At 67.1% G+C, this 22321-nt stretch carries 23 protein-coding genes and 1 pseudogene; 10 read left to right on the top strand and 14 right to left on the bottom strand.

What is annotated here, in order from left to right; genetic code table 11:
* Nucleotides 1-108: 108 nt before the first annotated feature.
* Nucleotides 109-462, bottom strand: coding sequence for a hypothetical protein (locus ACFVWD_RS42855; protein ID WP_389603344.1), 354 nt, complete (start codon nucleotides 460-462; stop codon nucleotides 109-111).
* A 121-nt stretch (nucleotides 463-583) separates the two neighbouring features.
* Here ACFVWD_RS42855 and ACFVWD_RS42860 point away from each other — a divergent pair.
* Nucleotides 584-1398, top strand: a protein-coding gene (locus ACFVWD_RS42860; RefSeq protein ID WP_389603345.1) for an IS5 family transposase whose coding sequence is annotated in 2 segments (ribosomal slippage) — nucleotides 584-917 and nucleotides 917-1398 — 816 coding nt in all. Because the reading frame shifts where the segments join, the coding sequence is not laid out codon by codon here.
* Here the strand turns inward: ACFVWD_RS42860 and ACFVWD_RS42865 are convergent.
* The gene (locus tag ACFVWD_RS42865; protein WP_389603370.1) at nucleotides 1382-1846 is read right to left on the bottom strand and encodes a GNAT family N-acetyltransferase; all 465 of its coding nucleotides are present in this window, start codon (nucleotides 1844-1846) and stop codon (nucleotides 1382-1384) included. The genes ACFVWD_RS42860 and ACFVWD_RS42865 overlap by 17 nt on opposite strands.
* An 8-nt stretch (nucleotides 1847-1854) precedes the next feature.
* Here ACFVWD_RS42865 and ACFVWD_RS42870 point away from each other — a divergent pair.
* Nucleotides 1855-2729, top strand: a protein-coding gene (locus ACFVWD_RS42870) for an IS5 family transposase (RefSeq protein ID WP_389603346.1) whose coding sequence is annotated in 2 segments (ribosomal slippage) — nucleotides 1855-2230 and nucleotides 2230-2729 — 876 coding nt in all. Because the reading frame shifts where the segments join, the coding sequence is not laid out codon by codon here.
* Between the two features lie 73 nt (nucleotides 2730-2802).
* Here ACFVWD_RS42870 and ACFVWD_RS42875 read toward each other — a convergent pair.
* On the bottom strand, nucleotides 2803-3306 hold the full coding sequence (locus ACFVWD_RS42875) for a hypothetical protein (RefSeq protein WP_389603347.1): 504 nt from the start codon (nucleotides 3304-3306) through the stop codon (nucleotides 2803-2805).
* Nucleotides 3307-3568: 262 nt separating this feature from the next.
* Between ACFVWD_RS42875 and ACFVWD_RS42880 the strand changes: the two genes are divergently transcribed.
* Nucleotides 3569-4111, top strand: a complete 543-nt coding sequence (locus ACFVWD_RS42880; protein ID WP_389603348.1) for a TIGR00725 family protein — start codon at nucleotides 3569-3571, stop codon at nucleotides 4109-4111.
* Nucleotides 4112-4835: 724 nt separating this feature from the next.
* On the opposite strand, the gene ACFVWD_RS42885 is transcribed toward ACFVWD_RS42880, so the two are convergent.
* The 3 genes from ACFVWD_RS42885 to ACFVWD_RS42895 all read right to left on the bottom strand — a co-directional run bounded on the left by ACFVWD_RS42885 (nucleotide 4836) and on the right by ACFVWD_RS42895 (nucleotide 7147).
* Nucleotides 4836-6134, bottom strand: coding sequence for a serine hydrolase domain-containing protein (locus tag ACFVWD_RS42885; RefSeq protein ID WP_389603349.1), 1299 nt, complete (start codon nucleotides 6132-6134; stop codon nucleotides 4836-4838).
* A gap of 81 nt (nucleotides 6135-6215) precedes the next feature.
* Nucleotides 6216-6779 (bottom strand): hypothetical protein, encoded by a 564-nt coding sequence (locus tag ACFVWD_RS42890; protein WP_389603351.1) that lies wholly within the window; start codon nucleotides 6777-6779, stop codon nucleotides 6216-6218.
* The gene (locus ACFVWD_RS42895) at nucleotides 6776-7147 is read right to left on the bottom strand and encodes a PadR family transcriptional regulator (protein ID WP_358549116.1); all 372 of its coding nucleotides are present in this window, start codon (nucleotides 7145-7147) and stop codon (nucleotides 6776-6778) included. Before ACFVWD_RS42895 ends, ACFVWD_RS42890 begins: the two co-directional genes overlap by 4 nt.
* 335 nt (nucleotides 7148-7482) lie before the next feature.
* Between ACFVWD_RS42895 and ACFVWD_RS42900 the strand changes: the two genes are divergently transcribed.
* Both ACFVWD_RS42900 and ACFVWD_RS42905 read left to right on the top strand, forming a co-directional pair.
* Nucleotides 7483-8313 carry an IS5 family transposase gene (locus ACFVWD_RS42900; protein ID WP_389603352.1) on the top strand — a complete coding sequence of 277 codons (831 nt, stop codon included), beginning with the start codon at nucleotides 7483-7485 and terminating at the stop codon, nucleotides 8311-8313.
* Nucleotides 8314-8346: 33 nt separating this feature from the next.
* Nucleotides 8347-8733: a hypothetical protein gene (locus ACFVWD_RS42905; RefSeq protein WP_257040136.1), complete on the top strand. Its 387-nt coding sequence runs from the start codon at nucleotides 8347-8349 to the stop codon at nucleotides 8731-8733.
* 29 nt (nucleotides 8734-8762) lie between these two features.
* On the opposite strand, the gene ACFVWD_RS42910 is transcribed toward ACFVWD_RS42905, so the two are convergent.
* The 5 genes and pseudogenes from ACFVWD_RS42910 to ACFVWD_RS42930 form a co-directional block, all read right to left on the bottom strand.
* The gene (locus tag ACFVWD_RS42910) at nucleotides 8763-9401 is read right to left on the bottom strand and encodes an alpha/beta hydrolase family protein (RefSeq protein ID WP_389603353.1); all 639 of its coding nucleotides are present in this window, start codon (nucleotides 9399-9401) and stop codon (nucleotides 8763-8765) included.
* A 100-nt stretch (nucleotides 9402-9501) separates the two neighbouring features.
* Nucleotides 9502-9648 (bottom strand): annotated as a pseudogene (locus tag ACFVWD_RS42915) (IS5/IS1182 family transposase); the annotation flags it as partial.
* 108 nt (nucleotides 9649-9756) lie between these two features.
* Nucleotides 9757-11007 carry a hypothetical protein gene (locus ACFVWD_RS42920; RefSeq protein ID WP_389603354.1) on the bottom strand — a complete coding sequence of 417 codons (1251 nt, stop codon included), beginning with the start codon at nucleotides 11005-11007 and terminating at the stop codon, nucleotides 9757-9759.
* A 1289-nt stretch (nucleotides 11008-12296) separates the two neighbouring features.
* Entirely contained in the window at nucleotides 12297-12680 is a 384-nt protein-coding gene (locus tag ACFVWD_RS42925) for a helix-turn-helix domain-containing protein (protein WP_389603356.1), read from the bottom strand.
* Nucleotides 12680-13909, bottom strand: coding sequence for a tyrosine-type recombinase/integrase (locus ACFVWD_RS42930; RefSeq protein ID WP_389603357.1), 1230 nt, complete (start codon nucleotides 13907-13909; stop codon nucleotides 12680-12682). Before ACFVWD_RS42930 ends, ACFVWD_RS42925 begins: the two co-directional genes overlap by 1 nt.
* Nucleotides 13910-14172: 263 nt before the next feature.
* Between ACFVWD_RS42930 and ACFVWD_RS42935 the strand changes: the two genes are divergently transcribed.
* Nucleotides 14173-14451: a hypothetical protein gene (locus ACFVWD_RS42935; RefSeq protein WP_389603359.1), complete on the top strand. Its 279-nt coding sequence runs from the start codon at nucleotides 14173-14175 to the stop codon at nucleotides 14449-14451.
* Between the two features lie 306 nt (nucleotides 14452-14757).
* Here the strand turns inward: ACFVWD_RS42935 and ACFVWD_RS42940 are convergent, their stop codons facing one another.
* Entirely contained in the window at nucleotides 14758-15114 is a 357-nt protein-coding gene (locus ACFVWD_RS42940; RefSeq protein ID WP_389603361.1) for a hypothetical protein, read from the bottom strand.
* A 136-nt stretch (nucleotides 15115-15250) separates the two neighbouring features.
* On the opposite strand from ACFVWD_RS42940, the gene ACFVWD_RS42945 reads away from it, so the two are divergent.
* Entirely contained in the window at nucleotides 15251-15763 is a 513-nt protein-coding gene (locus tag ACFVWD_RS42945) for a hypothetical protein (RefSeq protein WP_389603362.1), read from the top strand.
* A gap of 60 nt (nucleotides 15764-15823) precedes the next feature.
* Here the strand turns inward: ACFVWD_RS42945 and ACFVWD_RS42950 are convergent, their stop codons facing one another.
* A complete protein-coding gene (locus tag ACFVWD_RS42950) occupies nucleotides 15824-16372 on the bottom strand; it encodes a hypothetical protein (protein WP_389603364.1) in 549 nt (182 codons plus the stop codon).
* Nucleotides 16373-16850: 478 nt separating this feature from the next.
* Nucleotides 16851-17027 carry a hypothetical protein gene (locus ACFVWD_RS42955; RefSeq protein WP_389603365.1) on the bottom strand — a complete coding sequence of 59 codons (177 nt, stop codon included), beginning with the start codon at nucleotides 17025-17027 and terminating at the stop codon, nucleotides 16851-16853.
* A 242-nt stretch (nucleotides 17028-17269) separates the two neighbouring features.
* Between ACFVWD_RS42955 and ACFVWD_RS42960 the strand changes: the two genes are divergently transcribed.
* From ACFVWD_RS42960 to ACFVWD_RS42970, 3 genes are all read left to right on the top strand, one after another.
* Nucleotides 17270-18634: a CHAT domain-containing protein gene (locus ACFVWD_RS42960; protein ID WP_389603366.1), complete on the top strand. Its 1365-nt coding sequence runs from the start codon at nucleotides 17270-17272 to the stop codon at nucleotides 18632-18634.
* A gap of 465 nt (nucleotides 18635-19099) precedes the next feature.
* Nucleotides 19100-19738, top strand: coding sequence for a hypothetical protein (locus ACFVWD_RS42965; RefSeq protein WP_389603367.1), 639 nt, complete (start codon nucleotides 19100-19102; stop codon nucleotides 19736-19738).
* 65 nt (nucleotides 19739-19803) lie between these two features.
* Complete coding sequence (locus ACFVWD_RS42970; RefSeq protein WP_389603369.1) at nucleotides 19804-21864, top strand: hypothetical protein; 2061 nt, start codon at nucleotides 19804-19806, stop codon at nucleotides 21862-21864.
* The last annotated feature ends 457 nt before the right edge of the window (nucleotides 21865-22321 follow it).

The following is a 22321-nucleotide window of genomic DNA, read 5'->3' on the forward strand; positions in this document are numbered from 1 at the left end:
AAACCCCTTTGGAAGGATCGGCAAGGCGGTGCCGGCGCCCAGTCGAGCGCGACAGGTTCGATAATGCCAAAGTTGGTGGGTTCGTGTCCAGCCCAGCGCGAGAGGCGGCTACAGAAGTTCCTCGCCAAGAAGGCAGACACCGAAGAGCGCGGCGCGCTCTTCCAACTCCGTGTAGGCCATGGCAGCCGGCGCGGCATCCCAGGTCGCGAACGCGAGCGCGGAGACTGCCTCGCCGCGTGTCATCCCCGGCTCCCACGGAGCGTCGGCAGCAGAGCACCGCTCGGCGAGCTCGGTGTCGGACAGGTTCGCGACCTCCCGGCGGATGCCGGACTGGACGTCGGCGGCGCCCTCGCACCAGGCGCGGTGGCCCGTGGCGAGAAGGTTCTCCAGCGCGTCCCGGTCACTCAGGTCCTGGGCGTTGGCGGCGAGGTCGAGAAGAAGGGCGGTGGGGTTGGTGTTCATGGTCTTCTCCTTCATTCACTGTAAGACGTGTGCCGGGCCGGGTCCGTCCGGACCCGGCCCGGCACACGCGGGAATTAGAGGTCATCTCATTTGGGGCTGCGAGTAGGCTGCCGGTGTGTTGATGACTGTGCGTCTGGTCCCGGACGGGTTGTGGGAGTTGTTCCAGCGGGTAGCGCCGGAGGCACCGGTACGTCCGCAGGGTGGTGGTCGGCGGCGGCATGGCGATCGTGAGGTTCTGGCCGCGATCATCTTCGTGGCGACGACAGGGTGCACGTGGTCGCAGGTCCCGCCGGTGTTCGGGCCCTCAGGGGCGACGGCGCATCGTCGGTTCGCGGAGTGGAGCCGGCTGCGGGTGTGGGCCAAGCTCTACCGCCTGGTGCTGGATGAACTCGGAGCGTGTGGCGAGTTGGACTGGTCGCGGTGCGGGATCGACTCGGTGAACATGCGGGCCCTGAAAGAGGGGACGTGACAGGCCCGAATCCTGTGGATCGAGGCAAGTACGGGTCGAAGATCCACTTGATCACCGAACGGTCCGGACTGCCGCTTTCGATCGGGATCTCCGGAGCGAATCTCCATGACAGTCAGGCGCTTGAGCCTCTCGTGCGCGGCGTACCTCCGATCCGCTCCCGCCGCGGGCCCCGCCGACGCCGACCCGCCAAGCTCCATGCGGACAAAGCCTACGACAGCCGCCACTTGCGGCAATGGCTCCGCGGCCGGAACATCACACCCCGCATCGCCCGCAAAGGCGTGGAAGACGGACAACGACTCGGACGACACCGGTGGACCATCGAACGCACCATGGCCTGGCTCGCCGGCTGCCGCAGACTCCACCGCCGCTACGAACGCAAAGCCATCCACTTCGTCGCCTTCGCCAGCATCGCCTGCACCCTGATCTGCTACCGCAGACTGTCTGCTCCGCTCACCTCTCGGCGTTAAGAATCATGAAGTTCTCGGGGTTCGGTACTGGGGCGAATCCGGCCTTCGCGTAAACCTTGTGCGCGTCGAGGGTCGCCAGGAGGATGCGCTTGAGCCGGTAGGGGGCAAGGTGGTCGCGAACCGCTGTCGCAAGCCAGGTCCCGAGTCCTTTACCGCGGTGGGCAGGGGCGACGTAGACGTCGCAGAGCCAAGCAAAGGTTGCACGGTCGGTGACCACACGAGCGTAGGCAGCCTGGTCGCCGCTGGCGTCGTAGATGGCGAAGTTCAGTGAGCCACGCACCGACTCTTCGACGGTCTCCCGCGCACGCCCCAGGGCCCAGAACGCGTCCGTCGATAGCCATCGGTGCACCAGTTCCACGTCGAGGCGATCCGGGTCCGTAGAGAGCTCGTACCCGTTGTTCCTACCGCTAGGGCGTGTATCGAAAGTGGATCTTGGTCGTGAGATGATCTTGGTTTGTGGCACGTGGAGACCTGGCAGACGAGCAATGGGGCGTGCTGGAGCCGCTGTTGCCGAAGGGCAAGAAGCCGGGTCGGCCGCCGCTGTGGACCCGGCGGCAGCTGATCGACGGCATACGGTTCCGGGTCCGTACCGGTATCCCATGGCGGGATGTGCCCGCCGAGTACGGGCCGTGGGGCCGGGCGTACGACCTGTTCCGCCGGTGGCAGCGGGACGGCACCTGGCAGCGCATCTTCACCCAGCTCCAGGCCCGGGCCGATACGCAGGACCTGATCACCTGGGACCTCAACATCGACTCCACCGTCTGCCGGGCCCACCAACACGCCGCCGGAGCGAGGAAAAGGGGGCGCTGCAGAAGGAGCCGCCTGGCGGCGTCGCCACCGAGCCCGACGATCACGGCCTCGGGCGCTCGCGCGGCGGCCTGGCCACCAAGCTGCACCTGGCTGTGGAGCAGGGACAGAAGCCCATGTCCATCGTGATCACCGCCGGGCAGCGCGGAGACTCCCCACAGTTCGAGGTCGTCCTGGGGCGCATCAGGGTGCCCCGACCGGGGCCGGGCAGACCGCGCACCCTTCCCGAGCGGGTGCGCGCTGATAAGGCGTACGCCTCCCGCAAGAATCGCGCCTACCTGCGCAGACGTGGCATCCGATGCACCATCCCGGACAAGGCCGACCAGGCCCGCAACCGTAAGAATCGCGGCTCGCGCGGTGGCCGTCCGCCGAAGTTCGACCCGGAGGACTACAAGGCTCGGCACGCGGTCGAGTGCGGTATCAATCGCCTCAAGAGGCACCGGGCCGTCGCCACGAGGTACGACAAACTCGCGGTCCGCTACGAGGCGACCGTCCTCATAGCGGCCATCAACGAGTGGCTGTGACCAGCACATTCGATACACGCCCTAGCGATCATGGAGCAGCAGCCTATCCGTGGCGCTTGGTTTTTCCAAGTGACTATCGCATCAAATGAGATGACCTCTTAGTTGTGATCGGTGCAGCCGTCGCACAGGGGCGCGTCCGCCGGGCCATCTCGGGTTCCTTGCGGGGGTCCTTCTTCAGCGTCTCCCGGACCTGCTCCTGCAGGGCGGTGAACTCCGGCCCATCGTCCGGGCAGACGACGCCGGGGTCGGGTGCCCCGCAGGTGTTGGCGTGGCGGATCAGGTCGGTGATGCGCCAGTCCGCGCGGAAGCTGTCGCCACGCACCTGCTCGACCTCGGCGTACAGGTCAGCCAGCCGCGGCCATCGGCCGACAGAGAGCAGCACGTCAGCGCGGGAGGCGAAGACACACAGCGAGCACGAGCAGCGGGAGGTTCCGGCCCAGTCGCCCGCGCCGGGCATCGAGTCGTACGTCCAGCAGTACGGCACGGGTGCGTCGGCGTGCCACTCCTTGACCGCGTCGGTTGGCCAGTCCTTGACGGGCAGCCACTCGTCGACGACCCGCGCACTGTTGGCCTGCACCGTACGGAAGGCAGGGTGCTGGCGCTGAGCAATACTCGTCTGCGCCGAGTGGTAGGTGTCGTGGTGACGCTCAGTTCTGATGCAGGGTCGCACCTGATCAGTTGCCGCTGGGAATCACCGCTGGCCCTCTGGCAGCGCGTGCCAGAACGTGGCGTGAGTCCGAAGCATGCCTGTCGTCGCATGTCGATGGGCCTCCAGTCGAGGTCTCGCGTCAGACTCAGGTGATCAAGCCCATAGAGCAACAAGACCCGGGAGACTCGCAATGTCCCATGGCGCACCGTCACATGGCTCCCACGAAACTCATAGAGCGCCGTACGTGGCAGTAGTCGGACCCGAGACTGCGACGCCATCGGAAGTTGAGACGGCTCAGCGGCTGGGAAGGCTACTGGCGGAGCAGCATTGCATCGTGATCTGCGGAGGGCTGGGGGGAGTCATGGAGGCGGTGTGCCGGGGTGCGCAGAGCGAGGGAGGCACCACAGTGGGGCTTCTCCCCGGAAGTTCGCGGGCACAGGGAAACGCCTTTCTTTCAGTAGCTCTGCCGACCGGCCTCGGCGAACTACGCAATGGCCTGGTCGTACGAAGTGCCGATGCCGTAATCGTCGTAGGCGGAAGCTGGGGAACACTGAGCGAAATGGCGCTGGCCGTACGGACGAACAAGCCCACCATTGTGATCAGCGGATGGGAAGTTAGAGCGCCTGATAAATCTAACAACCCAGAACTAAGGATGGCTACCTCAGTGGAGGACGCAGTAGACATGATGCTCTCGATGATTGCTCGCAAGGCCGTAACAGATGACGCTATATGACGACTCCTCCCCATGAGCCGGATCGCGCAGATCTTTGGCATGCCTACGATCGGGCACAGGCTCATTACGATTCAGACCTACAACTCTTCTCCAGTCGAATGAACCTCTTTTTGTTAGTGCAGAGCGCCCTCGTGGCTGTCGCCGCAGGCAGCAGTACTAGCCATATGGTGCTCAGCCAAAGCTCGTTGGCGATCTTCAGCTTAGTATTGTGCATCGGTTGGCTCTTGGTGGCGTTCAGCTCGTATCAATGGATCAAGATATTGCGCGCCCATATGTCGGAGAGTGCCAGGCAATTGGAGTCAGTTACGGGCGTGGTACTCTCTCCCGCAGTGTTTCAGCGCCCGGTCCGGCAATCTCTAGTAGGTAGCGCATCTTTCGCTAGTCGATTACTGGAGCGCACCTCTTGGTATGTGCGACCGACTCTGGTTACTTGTTGCCTTCCGTTGCTGTTCATGGTTGGCTGGATTTACATCGGCTGGATTGCGTGACTATCGTCTCCCCCTTGCCACCCTCGCCCTTAAATGAGACGCATAAAATTTGGCCAGAAAATCAATTGGCGCAGATCGATCGGAGTGCTGGCGGAGAGCAATACTCTTGGGTGCCGAATACCTCCACGTGTCGTCACGATCTGTGAGCCTTTTCCAAGCTGGTCGTCCAGCTGCGTGCCGCGTTGAACGAGGTGACTGATGCGGCCTTGGATGAGGGGATGGCCGCGGCGAAGGGGTCAGCCGGTGGTGTGCTCCCGCGGGCTCCCGCACAGGACGTATGCGGCTGCTCTCTCCAATGGCGCCGCGAGGGCCGCAGGGGCGGGGAACATCGTGCTGGCGAGGACGGCGGTCCGTCCGGTCCGTTCGTTCCAGTAGGCCATGACCTGGTAGCCGAGGATCTCGCCTCCGTGTCCCCAGTCGGCGCCGCACGGGTCCTGGACGCGTTCGATGCCCAGGCCGTACCGGGTGCCGTTCGGGTCGGCAGGGTCTTCCGCGACCGTCGTCTTCATCTCCTTCAGCATGTGCGGGCTCAGCAGTGCGCCGTGCATCAGGGCCCGGTAGAACCGGCTGAGATCGGCGGCGTTGGAGACCAGTGCACCCGCCGCCCAGGCGGCGGACGGATTGAACCCCGTCACGTCGTAGGGCGTGCCGTCCGGCGTCGGGACGAGGTCCGTCGAGATGTAGCCGTGGGCGTGGTAGCCGGATATCCGCCCTGTGCCGACGGGGAATGAGGTGGCCCGAAGTCCCAGGGGCCTGATGATCCGTGCCCGCAGTTCCCGGGCCAGCGGGTGATGGGTGACGGCTTCGACGAGCAGCCCGGCAACGATGTAGTTGGTGTTGGAGTACTGCCAGCCGGTGCCGGGCGGGAACGAGGCGGGGTGGGATTCGGCGATGGCGACGAGTTCCCGGGGGGTGAAGACCTGGTTGCGCGCCTCGCCCGCCGGCACGCTCGGGTCGTCGGTGTAGTCGAACAGTCCGCTGGTGTGGTTGAGGAGCTGGCGCACCGTGATGCGGTCGCCGTCGGCCAGCAGGCCGGGCAGCCGACGTCCCACCGGCTCGTCGAGGGCGAGACGTTTGGCCTGCGCGAGTTGGAGTACCACCGTGGCCACGAAGGTTTTGGTGAGGCTGCCGGCCCGGAAGCGGGCATCCGGGTGCAGCTTCGCGGCGGTGGTGGTGTCGGCGACACCCGCTGCGGCCTGGTGCACGCCACGCCAGTCGATTGTCCGGGCGATCGCTCCTGGGGCTCCGGCGGCGACCACGTCCGCCAGCATGCCTCGCAGCTCGGCGTCGGTTCCGTCGGCCCCTCGGGTGGTGCCCGGCTGTCCGGCCGTCCCCAGCGCGGGAATTGTGCCGAGCACCAGGCCGCAGGCGCATAGCAGGGCTACCGCGGCACCACGGTGAACTCCCCAACGGAGCAGCCGCTCGCGGCCCCGTTGCGCTGGGGGGCCAGCGGGGCGTCGGCGCAGGTTGGACATGTCGGCGCCCTTGAGGTGGAGGTAGATGCGGCGGTGGAGGTGGGGGCGGCGCGGTGGCATGGCGGCTCCAGGTGTGCGGTGCAAAAGGACCGGCGCGGACGCTGTATCGGCGTCTACGGCTGGGCGGGTAGTGCCGCGGGCTCACTCCTGGTCGGCGGCGCGAGAGCGTCGGCGCTGCTGCGGCAGGGCGCGCCAGAGCCGGCCGAAGAGCACCGTCCCGACGGCCAGGCCGAGGTAGTCGACCGGAGTGAACGCGCCGCCCAACGTGCTGGTGCTCTTGCCGTCGGCGAAGGTGAAGGTCATCCCGTCGAATACATAGGCCACCGCGGACCAGTGGAATGTACCGGTGGCGTGCGGGTCGGCCGCCAGGACGCCGGCCCGGTATCCGGCGGCGCCAGCGTCGTGGAGCCAGGTCAGAAAGACCACCGCCGCCAGCAGGAATACTGCCCCGGCGGACCATGCGGGTCGCGGCTGCGATTCGCCGTATTCGGCGGCCAGGTATTCGGCGGCGAGTCGGCGTACGCTGCCCAGCCGGCGCAGGGCCGTGGCGGTACCGACGTCCGCTGCGGCGTCGTGGAGATTGCCGCGGAGTTCGCGGCGCCTGGCCGTCCTGGAGCGCCATGGCAGGTCCTGGAGGTGATGGTCGAACGTCCACACAACCCGTTCGATGCGCAACTGGTCGGTCCACGGGAGGGAGTTGGTCATTTCTGGACTTCCTCGGAAGGAGGGGCGGGTTGGGTTGGCACGGGGGCAGTGAGCACCGGATTGACCACGGCTGCCAGCGACAGCCAGCCGGCGATGCCCTCCGTCAGGGCGGCGTAACCGGCCTGGGTGGGGCGGTAGTACTTGCGTGCGGGGCCGGACCGGGAGGAGACCAGCCGGGCGCTGACCCGCGCCTCGCGCTCCAGCCGGGCCAGCGCGGGGTAGACGGTGCCCTCGGCGATTCCGGCCAGGCCGACCTCGCGCAGGCGTTGCACCAGCTCGTAACCGTAGGACTCGCGCTCCGCGAGCAATCGCAGCAACAACAAGGACAGGACGCCCTTGAGCAGCTGCGGATCATGTGGCGTTGTCACACAGCCAGATTAAACCCAGTACTTGGCATCGTCTAGTAGTGGCAACGCAACCCGCTGCGAGGCCCCGAGGGATGCCCGTATCCAGACCGGCGCAGAACCGCGTTACGTCCGCCTCAGGAAACCGATCGTCGGGTCGTCACTCACCCGCCCCAACCTGGCAACCCGGCTCACACCCCGTCAGAAGTTTTGACAGCTCCGCCGGTTCTCTGTTCCGTTCCTACTGGGACTCCTGAGAGGACGGTATGTGACGTGATGTCGCATCTGTCATCACCGGAACGTGTGGAATAGCCGCATCTCCGCTGCTTGGGAGGCCCCGGAGTGCTGTGGTGTCATTCGTGAGCGACCGCCAGTCCTACAAGAGCGACTTATCCGACGAGCGTTGGGCTCTGATCGAGCCCGTGATCACCTCGTGGAAGGCTCGGCACACCTCCGTCAGTGGCCATCAGGGCAGTTACGACATGCGGGAGATCGTCAACGCCCTGCTCTACCAGTCTCGGACCGGCTGCCAGTGGGACTACCTGCCCCACGACCTGCCGCCCGCCGGTGCGGTGAAGTACTACTTCTACAAGTGGCGCGACGATGGCACCGACCAGACCATCCACGACCTGCTGCGCTGGCAGGTCCGCGAGAAGAAAGGCCGATTAGCCGACCCCAGCCTGGTGGTGCTCGATACCCAGAGCCTGCACGCCGCCGCCGGGGTCCCGGCCGACACCACGGGACGCGACGCGGCCAAGAAGGTGCCGGGCCGCAAGCGGGGACTGGCCGTCGACGTCCTGGGCCTGGTGATCGCCGTGGTGGTGCTGGCCGCCTCCGTCCACGAGAACGCCTTCGGCACCGCCCTGCTCGACAAGGTCGCAGCGAACGCCGGCACCGAGAAGAAGGCCCTGGTGGACCAGGGGTTCAAGAAGACCGTGGTGGACCACGGGCAGCAGGTGGGCATCGACGTCGAAGTCGTCGAGCGCAACCCGGCCGATACCGGATTCGTGCCCCAGGTCAAGCGGTGGATCGCGGAGCAGACGAACGGGATCTTGATGCTCCACCGCAGGCTGGTGCGCGACTACGAGCACCGGACCGCCTCGGCCGAGTCTCGGGTGTACTGGGCGATAAGCGACCGGATGTCGAGGATGCTGACCGACACCTCCACTCCCGCCTGGCGCGGAGCATGACCGACGGGGAACTGACCCTGGGGGCCGCTGCTGGTGCGACTGGACGGGCGGGAACGGGAGATCGCCGCGCAGGCCGAGACGGCCCGGGAGAAGATCGCGGAGCTGACAGCGCTGCTGGACGGGCTCGACACCGCCGTCGAGGAGATCCGGATCACCCGCAAGACGCTGCTGGAACTGCCCGACCCACCACCGCCCTCGCCGCCAGCCGCCAAGCTGCCGGACAATCCGGCCTACCAGCAGATCATGGCGGTATTCGCGGCGGCCGACGCCCCGTTGCGGGCGCGGGCGGTGTGTGAGGAGATGGACGTGGAGATCGCGCCCAGCAACATCAACAACACCCGGCTGAAGCTCAAGCGGCTCGCCGAGCGGGGAATCCTGGCCGAGACCGAACAAGGGCTGTTCACCCTGCCGCGGCCATAACCACCAGCGAGACGCCGGCGGCGAGAGCGCTATCCGAGCGCTCTCGCGAAATCGTTCGCGAGCTGCCTGATGAACACCTCGTAGTCGAGCCCGGGCGTGGGCGACACCGTGGGCGGAAGAACGCTCATGAAGTCGAAATGCCCGACGCCCTCGTACGTCTGGACGCTGATCTCGGTGGGTGCGGCCCTGAGGATGTCCACCGTGGGCGGCGGCGTCACCACGTCGGCCGCTCCGGCCAGCACGACAACGGGCACACGCAGGTCGTCGAGCGCACCCGGCGCTCGGAACCAACCCAGTGTCGGGGCCAAGATCACCACCTTAGTCACCCGTGGCTCGGTCGGCACCGCGATCGGCCGCCGGCTCCGTCCCCACGGCTGCGCACCAGCCAGGCACAGCGCCGCCCAGCCTCCAGCGGAATGGCCCGCAGCAACCACCGGAAGGTCAGGTCTGTCAACGTCGTTGAGCATTGCCGCCAGTCCAACGGCTCGCTGGCACATCTGCTCATCAGTGACAGTGCGCGCATCGAAGCGCTCATGCTCCGGAGCAGCAACGATGAAGCCCGCCGACATGGCGGCTTCGATGAGAGCGGAATATCGAGCCGGGTCGCCGCCAGCGCCGGGGCCGAAGAGGACAATCCCGCGCGGGTCGCCAGGAGGATTCATGATCACACCTCCATTGTCCGTCAGGCGGCGGCACGGACGTGGCAGCCGTACATGTTCCGGTGACGCGGAAAGCGACATCACGTCGCATACCGCCCTCTGAGTCTTCTCAGCCGGTATAGCGGTTCGATTCGATGTCGTGCAGGACGAGTTTGGCGAGCACGATTGTGGTGGCGCGACGCGGGCAGTAGCGCAGCTTGACCAAGATCTTCCAGGTCTTGAGAGTGGCGATCGCTTGTTCGCCGCGGGCACGGATCTCGCTGGCTCGGCTGCGTCTCACCGGCCCTGCCGGGCGCGGTGCACGACCTGACCGCGGCTCGAGCCCACGCATCATCGAGGCAACGTCAAGTGACGGGGCTGGTGTTTACTCGGGTCCCTTGGGTGCTTGAGAGGCTTTGAGTCGGCTGGCGACGTAGCTGGCGCGGTCTCCCCCGTTGAGCTTGTGCCAGTTGTGGGCCGTGCCGTCGGCGAGGCCGAGGAGATCGGCGAGCATCTTCCAGTGGACGGCGCCGACCATGGCCAGCCATGCCCCGTTGCGGGCCTTGCTGGTGCTGGGGATGCCGAGGCGGGTCAGTCGTCTCTGCAGGGTAGCGGAGGTCATGGGCTGGTCGGGGCGGAGGCCGGGGAAGAGGTAGGGCGTCTCGCGCGTCCTGAGCGGGGCGGCCAGTGGACGCCGTTCGTTGATCAGTCGTTGGAGCAATGCCGACAGTCGTGGCCGGAGCCAGAGTGGGTCTCGGCCGAGTTGAAGACCGAGGACGCCGGGCTCCTCTGGGTGGACCAGGAACTGGTCGGTCGTGAGGTTCACCAGTCGGTCGGTTCGCAGCCCGTATTGCAGGACGAGACAGCCGGCGACGCGGTCGGTGATGTGCTCGGACTCGTCGGTCTCCAAGCGGAGAGCGGTGAGGATCCGGTCGGCATCGCTCATGATCGACCGGTCGACGGTCCTGATCGCGGTGGCGATCGCGACGTTCTGGGGGATCAAGTGACAGGTGGCGGCCCAGAGCAAGAACGATCGGGCCTGGTTCTGGCGGCTCTTGTTGGCGATCAGCCATCGGTCGACGAGGGTCTGGGTGACGCTGTCGAGAGTGGTGCCGCGGCGGCGGATGCGGGTGAGCAACACGTGTGCCGTCTGCAGCTTGCGGCGGAGATGCTCGCGCTGGAACCGGTTGAGACCAGATCGCTCAAGGTGGTGGTGAGCGAGGGGCATGAGATGCCAGCGTGCGTATCGGGCAAGGACAGTCTTGTCGTGCGGGTCCGTCACCTCGTCGAGACACACCTTGATGTCCCGCTTGAACTGGGCAAGTTGCTCCTCGCGTGGCTCCAGCACTTCGGCGAGCACAAGCAGTCCGCGTAGGTGGTGGACGGACGCTGTTTGCCGCAGGGCGTCCAGGGCCTCGTGTGAGCATTCCAGGTCACCGCTGGCCATCGCCCGGATCAGCTGACCGCCGGGCCGTCGCAGGTAGAGGACCAGGGAGTACGGCTGCTCGTACTGCTCCAGGACTTCGGCCAGCGGGGCGAGCTGGGATGAGCGTTGGCCGTCCGGGCCGGCGAACGTCTCGTCGAGCTCCTGCAGAGCCCGACAACGAGGGCACTGACCGTGCAGAAGTCTCCCCATCGCACCGCAAGCCGGGCAGCGGTAGGCGAAGTTGAGCCCAGCGCACTCCGGGCAGAGCGGACCTGCTTCCTCCTGGCGGAAGACGGCCGCCATTCGGCCGCATCGGTGGCACTCTGCGTGGGTGAAGCGGACCTCGTCGACGCAGGGCAAGCAGACCGGACCTTCCGGCCAGCGACGCTCGGCCCTGGCGAGCGTCCCGCAGCGGCTGCAGGGGACACTCGAGGCCCCGTAGCACGAGACGCAACGTGGTGTGCCGTCCCAGCTCGGCATAGGCATGGACGGGCTCTGTCCACAGTCGCCGCAGGTGGGACCGGGGCGAGGGTGCTGCCAGCAGGCCGAGCACCACGGCCCGCGGGCGTCACGGGCGGTGACCACCTTCGTGATGCCGCAGCCGGAGCACGGTTCTGCGCAGTCGCGACGACGGCAGTTGTCGCACCAGGGCTGGCCCTCGGGGTCGCGGAAGGCGACCGGCATGCTCCGGCGACGGATGCGACATAGTTCGCGAGGCCGCATCTGCTGGGTGCAGGCTCGGCAGACCCCGGTGCTCAACACGCCGATCTTGCGGTGCTTGCCGCAACGTGGGCAGAGCACGATGGGCGCCCGACGGTTGTTGCACTTCTCGCAGAGCGGTCCGTCGTCTGCGATCCGGTCCACGGCCTTCATCTCGCCGCAGTTGACGCACTTGTGCCGGGGCCGATCACCGCGATGTTCCCGCTGGTAGCAGGCACTGCAGACCGGACCCCCGTCCTCCTCGCGGGCGGTGATCGTCCGGGTGATGCCGCAGCGCGAGCACGGCTCGGCGAGTGCCCGCTTGCGGCAGGTTTCGCACCAGGCACCCTCTTCGGTGTGAGCCGAGGCCACGACCATGCGACCACAGACCCAGCACGCCTCCTTGGGCAGCGTCTTGCGGTGGCAGGTGTAACACATCCGCCCCGTAGGGGTGTTCTTCGTGGCCTTCATGGCGCGGCCGCAGACGTGACACGGCCGCGGGATGCGGCGCTCGCGCTGCCAGCAGCGACAGCAGACGGGCTTCCCGTCCCGCCGTGATCCGACTCTCCCGCCCCGCCCGCAGACGCAGCACGGCTCAGCCAGATTCCTCGACCGGCAGAGCCGGCACCAGGCCCCTTTCTCATCCCGGAACGCCGCGGGCTCCTGACGTCCGCACTGCCAGCAGGTCTCCGTCTCCCGGAGCTTGGTCCAGCAGGTGTAGCACAGGCCCTTCGACTTCAGCGCGATCGAACGGTCCTTGCCGCAGCCGTTGCAGATGCCGCGTTCTTTCCGCCCCACCGTCAGCCCTCCGCATCGAAGAAGTCCGCCGACAACAGCGGCATATCGGGAACCACGGGCCGCGGGCCCTTCGGCGCCGGCTCCTCGACGGCCGGTTCCGGCTCGACCTCGACGACCAGGTCCTCGAAGGTGCACTGGAGGATCTTGCAGAGCGCGAGGATCAGCTCCACCGGCATCTTCGGCGGACGGTCGGTCTTCACCAGCCGGTAGATGCTGCTGCGGTCCAGCTCGAACCCGAACTTCCGCAGCTCAGGCCCCAGCTTGGTCGTGCTGTACCAGTTCTTGCGGATGGCCATCAGCTCTTGGAGCCGCCACTCGTAGCGAGGGTGGAGAGCCTCCAGCTCCGTCTTCCCTTGTGGGTTGTTGCCAGCGGGAACCGCGGTCATCACTTCTCCTTCGGGCGGCCGGCGCCGACGAGCTCGCCCGTTGCTTGATCGCTGAAGTCGTCATCCATCTCCGCTTCGGCGTCCGCTCGGGCGAACGCTGCCGCCAGTTGGGCTTCCTCGGCCGTGTCCAGGAACTCGCGGACCTTGAGGTTCTTGAAGTCGCTACTGAGCGCGGTGTAGATCGCGGTGGTCGCCGCGTGGGAGTGGCCGACCTGCTCGGTCACGAACTGGCCGTCATAGCCCGCTTCGATCAGCCGCGTCACATAGGTGTGCCGCAGGCAGTGCGGCCCCAGGCACTCCGGCAGCTCCGCGAGCTCGCGCGAGTGCTGGAACCGCTGGTTGAACGCCCGCTCGGAGATCATCTCCTCGCGCTCGGTCGGGAACATCACCCCGTCGTCCGTGCGGTCGAGGTAGAACTGCGGGCGGATGTGTTCCATGTAAAGCCGGACGGTCTGCACCGCCCAGGGCCAGACCGAGATCACCATCCGCCGCTTCGGCGGCTGCCCCGGGCCAGCCGGTTTACCCCAGCGGACGGCCAGGCCCGCGTAGTCGCCGAACTCCGGCAGCTTGGCCTGCCGCCGCCAGTCATGTGTCTCCAGCCGAGCGGCCTCCCGCCGCCGCAGACCCCAGCCATACGTCGTGGTGAACATCGCCAGGTCACGGGCCGCGGCCAGCGCACCCTTGTGTCGAGCCGCACGCAGCCGCTTGATCTCCGGGTCCATCTGCCCGAAGAACTTCTTGATCTCCGCCCGTGACAACGGCCGGTTGCCACTGGGCTGCCCCATGTACTCCTGAGCGTGGCGAACCGCGTTGAGGTCCCGCAGGGCGAAGCCGGCGAACATGCCGAACGTCTCCAAGCAGACCTGCGGCCACTCGTAGGCCGGATCGCACAAGTAGGCCAGATAGAGAGCCAGGTCGCCACGGTAGCCGCGCAGCGTGGAGGTGGTCACCTCCTTCGCCTGCATCGCCGACCAGCGGTCGAACATGGCGTGGTTCCAGACCGGTTCCCACGGATAGCCGCCGGAGAACGCTTGCACCTGCCGGGCGATGCGAGCACGGCTCTTGATCGTGTCCGGCGCCAGATGGCGAGCCCGCTGGTGATCCCCGAACCCCTGCAGCGTCTTCTCGAAGACCGCGGCCTGCGGCCGCAGCATCGAGACGCCCTCGACGACGTGAAGCCTGGCGACCCCGGGCACGGCGGTCGCGCCGCCCGAACTCCCCCGCGCCATTCATCACCCTCCGCGACCGGTGGCCATCTTCAACACCTACCGCGTGATGCATCCACTGCACCACCGGTGCACGGAGTACACCAGCCCCGCAAGTCGCGCAGGCCGGGCCCTGCAAGGCACCACTCCTTCGAGGGACCATTCGACGCGACCCGCAACGGGAGACGGTACTGTCCAGGTACTTCACGGCGAACCCGTTGATGCAGCGTGTGCAACATTGCCCAGAGCGCTTCTTACGGTCGGCTCCCTCGTCGCTGCGCAGGCCCATGACCTTCAGGATCCGCACCGGGCGGCCGAGCTCGCGCTTCAGGCGGCTGACCATCGGCGTCCAGGCGCTGGAGACCACGCTCTCCTTCGCGGCCTTGCGGCAGTACGGGCTGCCCATGCGGGGGAAACGCCCGTACGCCGCGATCTCGGTCAGCAGGCTGTGCGGCATCCGGGTGCCGTCCGGGCCCGGCATCGTGCGGGTGACCTCGACGTGCCGGTCGGCCGGTACCCCGAAGGCGGCACTCTGCAGCGCGGCGAGCTCGGACACCCCCGGGTAGCGGATGCCGTCGAAGACCACGGGCGGCCACTCCAGCGCCCCGAGGCTGGCGTGGTACGAGATGACCCGGTCGTCCACGCCGGCGGCCTGGGCGGCTTCCATGAACACGGCCATCATGACCGCGCTGTCCTTGCCGCCGGACAGCTGAGGTGCGAGGAGATCGTAAGAGGTCAAATCGGGTGTGCTGGGCGGGCGGTTAGCGGAACGCGAAGGCATGTCAGCTCCGATGAGTCGAGGAGTGGGCGGTGGGACTGGGTGCGCAGGACGGCATGCAGTCCGAGGCGGGCGGTTACGACGGGGTTTTCGCTCAGGTCGCTGTCGGCTCGGGATCGGGCTGCTTGGGGTAGGGCCGGGAGGCGGGGATGCCGAGCTCGATCTCCTCCCGCTCACGGCGGGTTCGGCCGAGCCGGAATACGAACCGATGCGCGCCGCGGTGCCGGATGTTGCGGGCTCCGACCGCGGCCAGGGCCTCGCGCAGCCAGAGAGCCGGGTCGCAGCCGGGCCGCGGCCGCGGAGCGCCGAGCGCGATGAGCTGGGCTGCGGCGTATTCACAGCCCTGCTCCTGGCGGCGGATCTTCTGCGCAGTCCGGTCGGAAGCGCGCAGGTTCGCAGAATCTGAGACTCGGAAGGGCTCGAACCGGACCGCGGGGCCGACGCTTCGCACCAAGGGACGCGTGGGTTGAGGACCAACTCGCGTTAGATTACGGACAGGTCAGCCCACGGGGGTCTGGGGCGATTGTCGGCACCTGTGGGTTTTTGCCCCCATGGCTGCCTAGCTGAAGTCAAGGGGGAACCGCGGCATGAAGTACAAGAACGAAGCTCAGATCAAGAAGGCACTCGGGATCGAGTCCTGGAGGAACCTCTCCAAAGACAAGATGATCAGGTTCGCGGCCATGATGCCCAACATGGACACTGAGGTGGCCCTCAAGATCGTTGAGCAGTTCCCCGCGTTCAAGGACTTCGCCAAGGATGCTGTGAGTGCCATCGAGCGGGCGCACGAGTCGACGCTCTCGGCCAACAATCAAAGCCAGGAGCATGTCCACCGGGCCTGCCAGGAGGTCAGGGACATCCTCAAGGGCGAACTCAACAAGGACAACCTGAGCTGGGAAGAGAAGAAGTTTCTGATCGTGCTGATCCAGGAAACTGCAAGGATGCAGTTCCAGAAGGACAGCGAGAACAAGCAGTTCCTGGACGGGGCGCTCAAGAAGGTGCTGATCGGCGCTGCTGGCGCACTTGCCCTAAGCGTGGCTTTTGTCGGCGGCAGAGTGATGGCCGAGGCCAAGGACGATCCCGAAGATTCCCTGGATAACTGACTGCGGTTCACTGACCGTCTGGCGCGGTGACTTCGCCTGCGCGGTGCTTTCTGGGCTCGGTCAGCGTGGCAGCTTCGCGGTGCGCTCGGGGTGGGCGGCGGCGATGTAGCGCATGGCGGTGGTGTCGCCGATGCCGAACAGCCGCATGAGGCGGAGGGGGTCGGCGGAGATCCGGGCCTCGTGCAGGATGCGGTCCTGTCGGAGTTGCGACAGGGAGAGCCTCAGGTCACGGAAGTGTCGTTTGATCATGGTGGCAGTGACGGGCGGGTGGTCGGGATCCATCGCGCTCTGCTGGCTGACCAGCAGGTATGGGTTGGTCGAGGCTGGCCAGCGGCGGTGCCGCTCGGAGAGCCATTCGGCGGCCAGCCGGTGGGTGAACTCTTCGAGGTAAACGGTGTGACGACGCAGACCGCGGCGGACGATGAGGCGGCCCTTGGAGAGGTTGAGGTCGGCGGTCAGCAGTTGGCGGACATCGTGGCCGGGCAGGGCATGGACGGCCACCAGGGCCAGGACGTTCGAACCGGCTGCGCTGGTCGCCCGGTCCAGCAGGCCGGCCAGGACGTCGGAGGGGATGGACGGCGGCAGGGTCTTGACTGAGCTGACGACCACGCCTCGGGTCGGGTTCTGAAAGACCAGCTGTTCTTGTCTCAGGGCCCGGAAGAGGCTGCGGAGGGAGACCGCGAGGTAGCGGGCAGCGTGGCCCTGACAGGCGTCGAGGGCTATCTTGACGTCGTCGTGGGAGATCTCTCGCAGGCTGGTGACGCCAGCGGTGATCCAGTTGTCCAGGACCGGCTGAAGGCCGCTGAAGTAGTGGCGGATGCTGTGGTAGCTGCGGGGTTCGTGCTCGCGGCGGCCCTGGCCTCGCAGGACGGTGACCCAAGCCCGTGCTTCCGTCGCGATCTGCTCCGGCAGCCGGGCTATAGGGCTGTTCGATCCACTCCAGGTCCCGGTCGCGGTGGAGGCCGGGATCTTCGATAAGCATGTCGCGGGCCTTGAGGAACTGGCAGACGCGTTTGGCCGCCAAGTTCGTGTCCTGGCGGGCGAGGTCGACCACGTCGGCCTCCAGGATCGGGGTGTCCGCGCCGAGCTAGGACAGCACGATGTGCAAGGTCCGCCCGTTCACCACCTTCTGGTTCATGTCCCACTGCTGGTCGCGCATCATGGCCGTGAACTCGTCGGCCAGGCGGCGGGCGGGCTCGGCCAGCTCCGGCAGGGACTCGACGCGCCGGTCGAGGTTCAGCAGCGGCGTCCAGTCTCTGCGCATCGTGAACAGAGCTTCCTGGCCCGGGGCGGCCAGGTGGGGAACGAGCGGGTTGCGGGCGGCTCGTCGCTCCTCGATCCGCCGGGCGCGTTCGATGTGATCGTTCGAGGGCTTGTAGCCGAGGTGTCCGTTGGGCAGCCACAGTAATCGAGAAAGGTATGAAGCGTGCCGGAAGTATGACGAAGCATGACAGCGCTTCCTTTGGGCAAGATGCGATTGCGCCATCAAGGGGGAGGCGATGGGGGATGTCGGGCTTCGAGGACGAGCAAGACCACTTGGTGGACCGCCGGATGGCTCTGGTCCGCGAGTGGGACAAACTGGTGAGTAAAGTACGGAAACTGCAAGGGTTCGAGGATTTCCTGGGCCCGCCCGCCCTGAAGACCCTGCTCCCCGCGGCGTCCGGTGGTCCCGTCATCGTCGTCAATGTCAGTCGCTGGCGCTGCGACGCACTGATCGTCTCCGACGATGGTGTCGCACAGCGGGCATTGCCTCACCTGACACTGGACCAGACAACGAAGCGGGCCACGGCTTACCTCGAGACGCTGCGCGAGGCGGAAGTCGCCGCACATGCACATCACAAGGCTCAGGAGGCCGTGGACGAGGACCCGGGCCCCACCGCCATCCGCGAACAACTCCGTGCCGCGCAGAGTCTCTTGGAAGCCGAGAGCCGTACGGACGACATGCTCCGCTCTCTCCAGGAGTGGCTATGGGACACAGTTGCCGCGCCGGTGCTCAACGCGTTGGAGCTGGACCGGATGCCGGGCCCGAACGATCCGTGGCCGCGTTTATGGTGGTGTCCGACCGGGCCCCTCACTCTGCTGCCGTTGCATGCCGCCGGATACCACGGCCCGGTCGACGCGACCCCCGGGGCTCCGGTGCCCCGAACGGTGATCGACCGCGTGGTCTCGTCGTACACCCCCACGCTCCGAGCCCTCCTGGAGGCACGGAAGGCGATTCCGTCGCCAACTGACAGCGGCGGTGGGGCGGACGGCGACCGGGCCGGAGAAGAGACGAACCGCGACCGCCTCCTCATCGTCGCCGTGGAGGACGCCCTGGGACAACCCGTCCTGCACAACGTGACCCGGGAGCGAGAGCTGCTCACCCGACTCTTCCCGCCCAGCCGGCGCACGCTGCTGGAAGGCCCGAGAGCCACGCGCGCACAGGTGAGCAAGAAACTGTCGCAGCACCGCTGGGTCCACTTCAGCTGCCACGGCGACCAGGATCTCAACGAACCGTCGCGTGGCGGTCTACTGCTCACTGACGGCATGCTCAGCGTCGCCGACATCGCGGCGCGCCAGTTCCGGGGCGACTTCGCCGGCCTGTCCGCCTGCAAGACCGCAGTCGGCGGCATCCACCTTCTCGACGAGGTGATCACTCTGGCCGCAGCGCTGCACTACACCGGGTACCGACATGTCGTGGCCGCTTTGTGGTCGGTGGACGACGAAACATCCGCGAACGTGTTCCGGGCCGTTTACGGCGACATCACGGCCGACGGAAGACTGCGACCGGACGGCGCGGCTACGGCCCTGCACCACGCCCTTCGCGCGCTGCGGGACGAGACCCCGGACGAGCCCCGCCTGTGGGCCCCCTTCACCCACACCGGACCGTAACGCCGACCCTTTCGAAGAAGAAGGATCACTCGTGGCAGAGACCCCCGCCGGGCCTGGCTCGGACGACGAGAACGGTCCGGGCAATCCACCGCGGTCCGACGACGGCGCCGCCTCGAGCGCGGATCACGACGAGACGCTGCTCTACCAGGTGGCGCCCACGGAGTTCCCCACAGGATCGACCGGCTTCGAGCCGCTGCCGACCAGGGGCGGCGTCATCCTGCGCGGCCCGTGTCCGCGGTGCCGGGACTTGATGGAGTTTCTCCATGTCACAAGGTCGGTCAAGGCCACCTTTTGGAGGCGGGAGCGGTCACGGCCCAGCGAAGAGGACGGGAGTCGTCCCCGCCGTGACCCGAGCGTGGTGCCGATGATCTGCACGTGCAATGGCGTTCACCCGGGGCGGCCCGAGGGCGAGTATGGCTGCGGGGCGTACTGGACCATCACGCGGCGACCCGCCGAGGGACGACCGTGATCATCGCTCCTGGGCCGCCTCCTGACCCCGCGGACCTGGCGATGGCCCGCTACCGACACGAAACCGTCCAGGGGGCGCTCCCCCGTGTGCGGGAGAAAGCCCTCGCTTGGCGCAACGGCGTCGGAGCGCTGCTGGCAGGGCTCATCGGTTTCGGGATCATCAAGGGCCGTTCCGACATCGGCGAACTCGCCTCGCCGTACGACGCGTTTGTCGGATGCGTGCTGCTCGCCGCCCTGATCGCGGGAACGGCTGCGGCCCTGCTGCTGTTGCGTGCCGCGCACGGCCGCCCGGTCGCCGTCGATCTGCGGGACCCGCGGGCGGTGCACGGCTCCGGCTCGCTGGCCGGAGCCGACCACGTTGAGACGCTCTTGGCGTTCCGGGCCCTCAACTGGGGCCTGGCGCTCGCACTGACGTGCACGGCCCTGCTCGTCACGGCCGTGGGGATGACGTGGTATGGGCCGGCCATGAAGAAGCCCGTCATCGAAGTCGTCACCCCGACCGGTGTCCGCTGCGGATCGGTGGTGCGGATGGAGGCGGGCAGGCTGACGCTGAAGACTGCGGTGGGAGAGGTCACCGTGGACCTGGAACGTGCTGAAGGCATGCGGGCCGTCGACTCCTGCACCCCGAGGAAGTGACGGATGCGGTGCCCCGTCCGGGCACCGGCCTCGGCTCTGCCGAAACCCAAGGTAGGAGAAGTGGCATGCGGAACCCACTGATCGACGCCTTGTGGGCGCGGATCCATACCTATGCGGAACAGGCGGACCCCTCCCTGGTGCTCGATCCGGCGGCCCTGGAGGAGGCGGACCAACTGCTGCGGCAGGCCGCCGCGTCCAACAGCCGACTTCCCTACGACGTCATGGAGGTGGTGGGCTGGCTGCGCTGGTGCCGGTACCTGGAGAGACAGGGCAGCCAGGTCGGTGAGGATCTGCAAGTGGCGATCCAGATGTTCGCCTCGCTCGTGGTCGCTGAGCCCGGCCGCGTACCCCAGGAACTGCACAAGGTGTTGATGAGAGGCGTCATCGAATCCATAAATCCCCTGGAATGGGTGCGACTGGCGGCCGACGTCATTCCCCGAGGGCAGGAGGTGGAGCCGGCCGCCCTGGACCATGCCATCACCCTGCTCCACCATGCGGTCGAAGCCCTGCCGGAGCATCCCGATCTCGGTTCCATCACGGGTAACCTCGGCGTCCTTCTGCATATCCGCTTCGAGCGTGTTGGCAACCGCGACGATCTCCACGCCGCGGTGCGAGCGCTGCAGAAAGCAGTCGCCGACTCCCCAGGACACGCCCAGCGGGGCAGGATGATGCACGACCTCGCCATAGCGCTAAAGCTGCGTTTCCACGAACTGGGTGATCCTGCCGACCTCGATGCCGCCATCCGGTCCTGCGAAGAGGCGGCTGCCGTGACCACAGACCCCTTCTGGGTGCTCTATCTCGCCGACCTGGGCGTCCTGCTCCGGCAACGCTTCGATGTCACCGAGTCGGCAGACGACCTCGATCGGGCTGTCGACATCTGCGGACAGGCGGTGGACGTCACACCGCTCGGACACCCGAACCGGGGAGCGATGCTGAACAACCTCTTTGTGGTCCGGCGGATCCGGTTAAACCGTGTCGGGCGGTCGGCAGACCTGGAGGGCGCGATCAACGCCGCCCGGGCGGCACTTGCGGCGATGACCGCCGAACCGGCGACCCGGTTCCCATTGCTCAGCGACCTCGGTGATCTGCTCCGGGTCCGTTTCGAGCGCTTCAGGGAGCCGGCCGACCTCGACGCGGCCGTCGAGTACGGTCGTAAGGCGATCGATGCCGCACCCCCCGGGGACCCGGGGCTGAAGGCGACGCTCAACAACCTCGGCATCGCGCTCCGGATCCGCTTCAGCTACTACGGGCGACCCGATGACCTCGACGAAGCGGTCGCGGTCAGCGAGCGGGCCGTTGCCGGGGCCGAAGATGCCGACCCCGACCAGGGCATAAGGTTTGCCAATCTCGCTACCGTCCTCGCGACCCGATTCGAGCACAGCACCGCACCGTCGGATCTGGAGGCAGCACTTCACGCTACGAGCGAGGCAGCCCGGTTGCTCCCGGACGGGAGCGTCCATCGTGCGGGCGTCCTGACCAATCTGTGCACCTTGTCGCTCAAGCAGGCCAAGCAATCCGGCGTGGCCGCAGACTTCGGCGAAGCAGTCAGAGCCGGGCAGGACTCGGTGGCCGCCACGCCCGGCGGCCACCCCAGCCTCGGTATCCGGCTGATGAACCTCGGCAGCGCGCATGCCGAGAGATTCCTCAAGTGGCGGAAGCTGGCCGATGCCTCGCAGGCGATCGCCCGATGGCGCGAGGCCGCCACGTCGCCGACCACCCAGACCTACGTACGGGTGCAGGCGGCGCACGCCTGGGCGCGAATGGCTCTGATAGTCGACCCCACGCTGACTTCGGCGGTGGAGGGTTTCGACACCGCGGTGCTTCTGCTGCCACAGCTGGCCTGGCGCGGAGTCCGCCGTCCAGGCCAGGAGCGGTTGCTGTCCGACCACGCGGGCCTCGCCAGCGAGGCCGCGTCCGCTGCCGTTGCGGCCAATCGGCACGGTGCGGCTGTCGAGTTGCTCGAATTGGGGCGCGGAGTGCTGTGGAGCCAGCTCCTCGACGGTCAGGCCGATCTGACGGCACTACGCGACAAGGCACCGGGCGACGCCGATCGTCTTGACGAGATACGCGCGGAGCTCGATGCCCTGATCACGTCCGAGCTTGTCCTCGACCCCCCAGACCAGTGAGCGCCGCAACGCTGACGGGTTCTGCAATTGGTAGACCGGGTCCCTGACCTGGTATTTCTGCAGGGAAGTGTGGTTGGAAACGAGGATGCCGGGAGTCGGGACTCGGCGGGGTTCGGCGGACGTCGTCAGACAGCCAAGGGAGGGGACGAGGGCGACGGCGATGCGGCTGAGCATGGGACTCCGGCGGTGCGATGGCGAGGTGATCTCATCGCTCCGCGTCGTACCGCCTGAGTGCGCCTGCTTATCCGCCCTGCGGTGCCATGCTTAGCCGCCCTGCCGACCGCGACCGCAACGACCGCTTGGCTCAGGACTTCAACTCATGCGGCTACTACTGACCTTTTCGGATTGGCTTCGGGGGATCTGGGGTGAGGGTCAGTCCGGTTTCGGTGAGGCAGCCGTTGATGAGCTCGGGGTGACGCTGGATGTGGGCAAGCCCTCGGCGGAGGGTGCGGGTGAG

It is taken from the genome of Streptomyces sp. NPDC058086, assembly GCF_042885015.1.
In the GTDB taxonomy this organism is placed as follows: domain Bacteria; phylum Actinomycetota; class Actinomycetes; order Streptomycetales; family Streptomycetaceae; genus Streptomyces.

Bases quoted from the DNA above. Each gene is read 5' to 3' on its own strand.
- ACFVWD_RS42855 (WP_389603344.1), bottom strand. From the start codon at position 462: ATGAACACCAACCCCACCGCCCTTCTTCTCGACCTCGCCGCCAACGCC.
- ACFVWD_RS42880 (WP_389603348.1), top strand. From the start codon at position 3,569: ATGTCCCATGGCGCACCGTCACATGGCTCCCACGAAACTCATAGAGCG.
- ACFVWD_RS42885 (WP_389603349.1), bottom strand. From the start codon at position 6,134: ATGCCACCGCGCCGCCCCCACCTCCACCGCCGCATCTACCTCCACCTC.
- ACFVWD_RS42890 (WP_389603351.1), bottom strand. From the start codon at position 6,779: ATGACCAACTCCCTCCCGTGGACCGACCAGTTGCGCATCGAACGGGTT.
- ACFVWD_RS42920 (WP_389603354.1), bottom strand. From the start codon at position 11,007: ATGGGGAGACTTCTGCACGGTCAGTGCCCTCGTTGTCGGGCTCTGCAG.
- ACFVWD_RS42925 (WP_389603356.1), bottom strand. From the start codon at position 12,680: ATGACCGCGGTTCCCGCTGGCAACAACCCACAAGGGAAGACGGAGCTG.
- ACFVWD_RS42930 (WP_389603357.1), bottom strand. From the start codon at position 13,909: ATGGCGCGGGGGAGTTCGGGCGGCGCGACCGCCGTGCCCGGGGTCGCC.
- ACFVWD_RS42935 (WP_389603359.1), top strand. From the start codon at position 14,173: ATGACCTTCAGGATCCGCACCGGGCGGCCGAGCTCGCGCTTCAGGCGG.
- ACFVWD_RS42945 (WP_389603362.1), top strand. From the start codon at position 15,251: ATGAAGTACAAGAACGAAGCTCAGATCAAGAAGGCACTCGGGATCGAG.
- ACFVWD_RS42955 (WP_389603365.1), bottom strand. From the start codon at position 17,027: ATGCGCAGAGACTGGACGCCGCTGCTGAACCTCGACCGGCGCGTCGAG.
- ACFVWD_RS42960 (WP_389603366.1), top strand. From the start codon at position 17,270: ATGTCGGGCTTCGAGGACGAGCAAGACCACTTGGTGGACCGCCGGATG.
- ACFVWD_RS42970 (WP_389603369.1), top strand. From the start codon at position 19,804: ATGCGGAACCCACTGATCGACGCCTTGTGGGCGCGGATCCATACCTAT.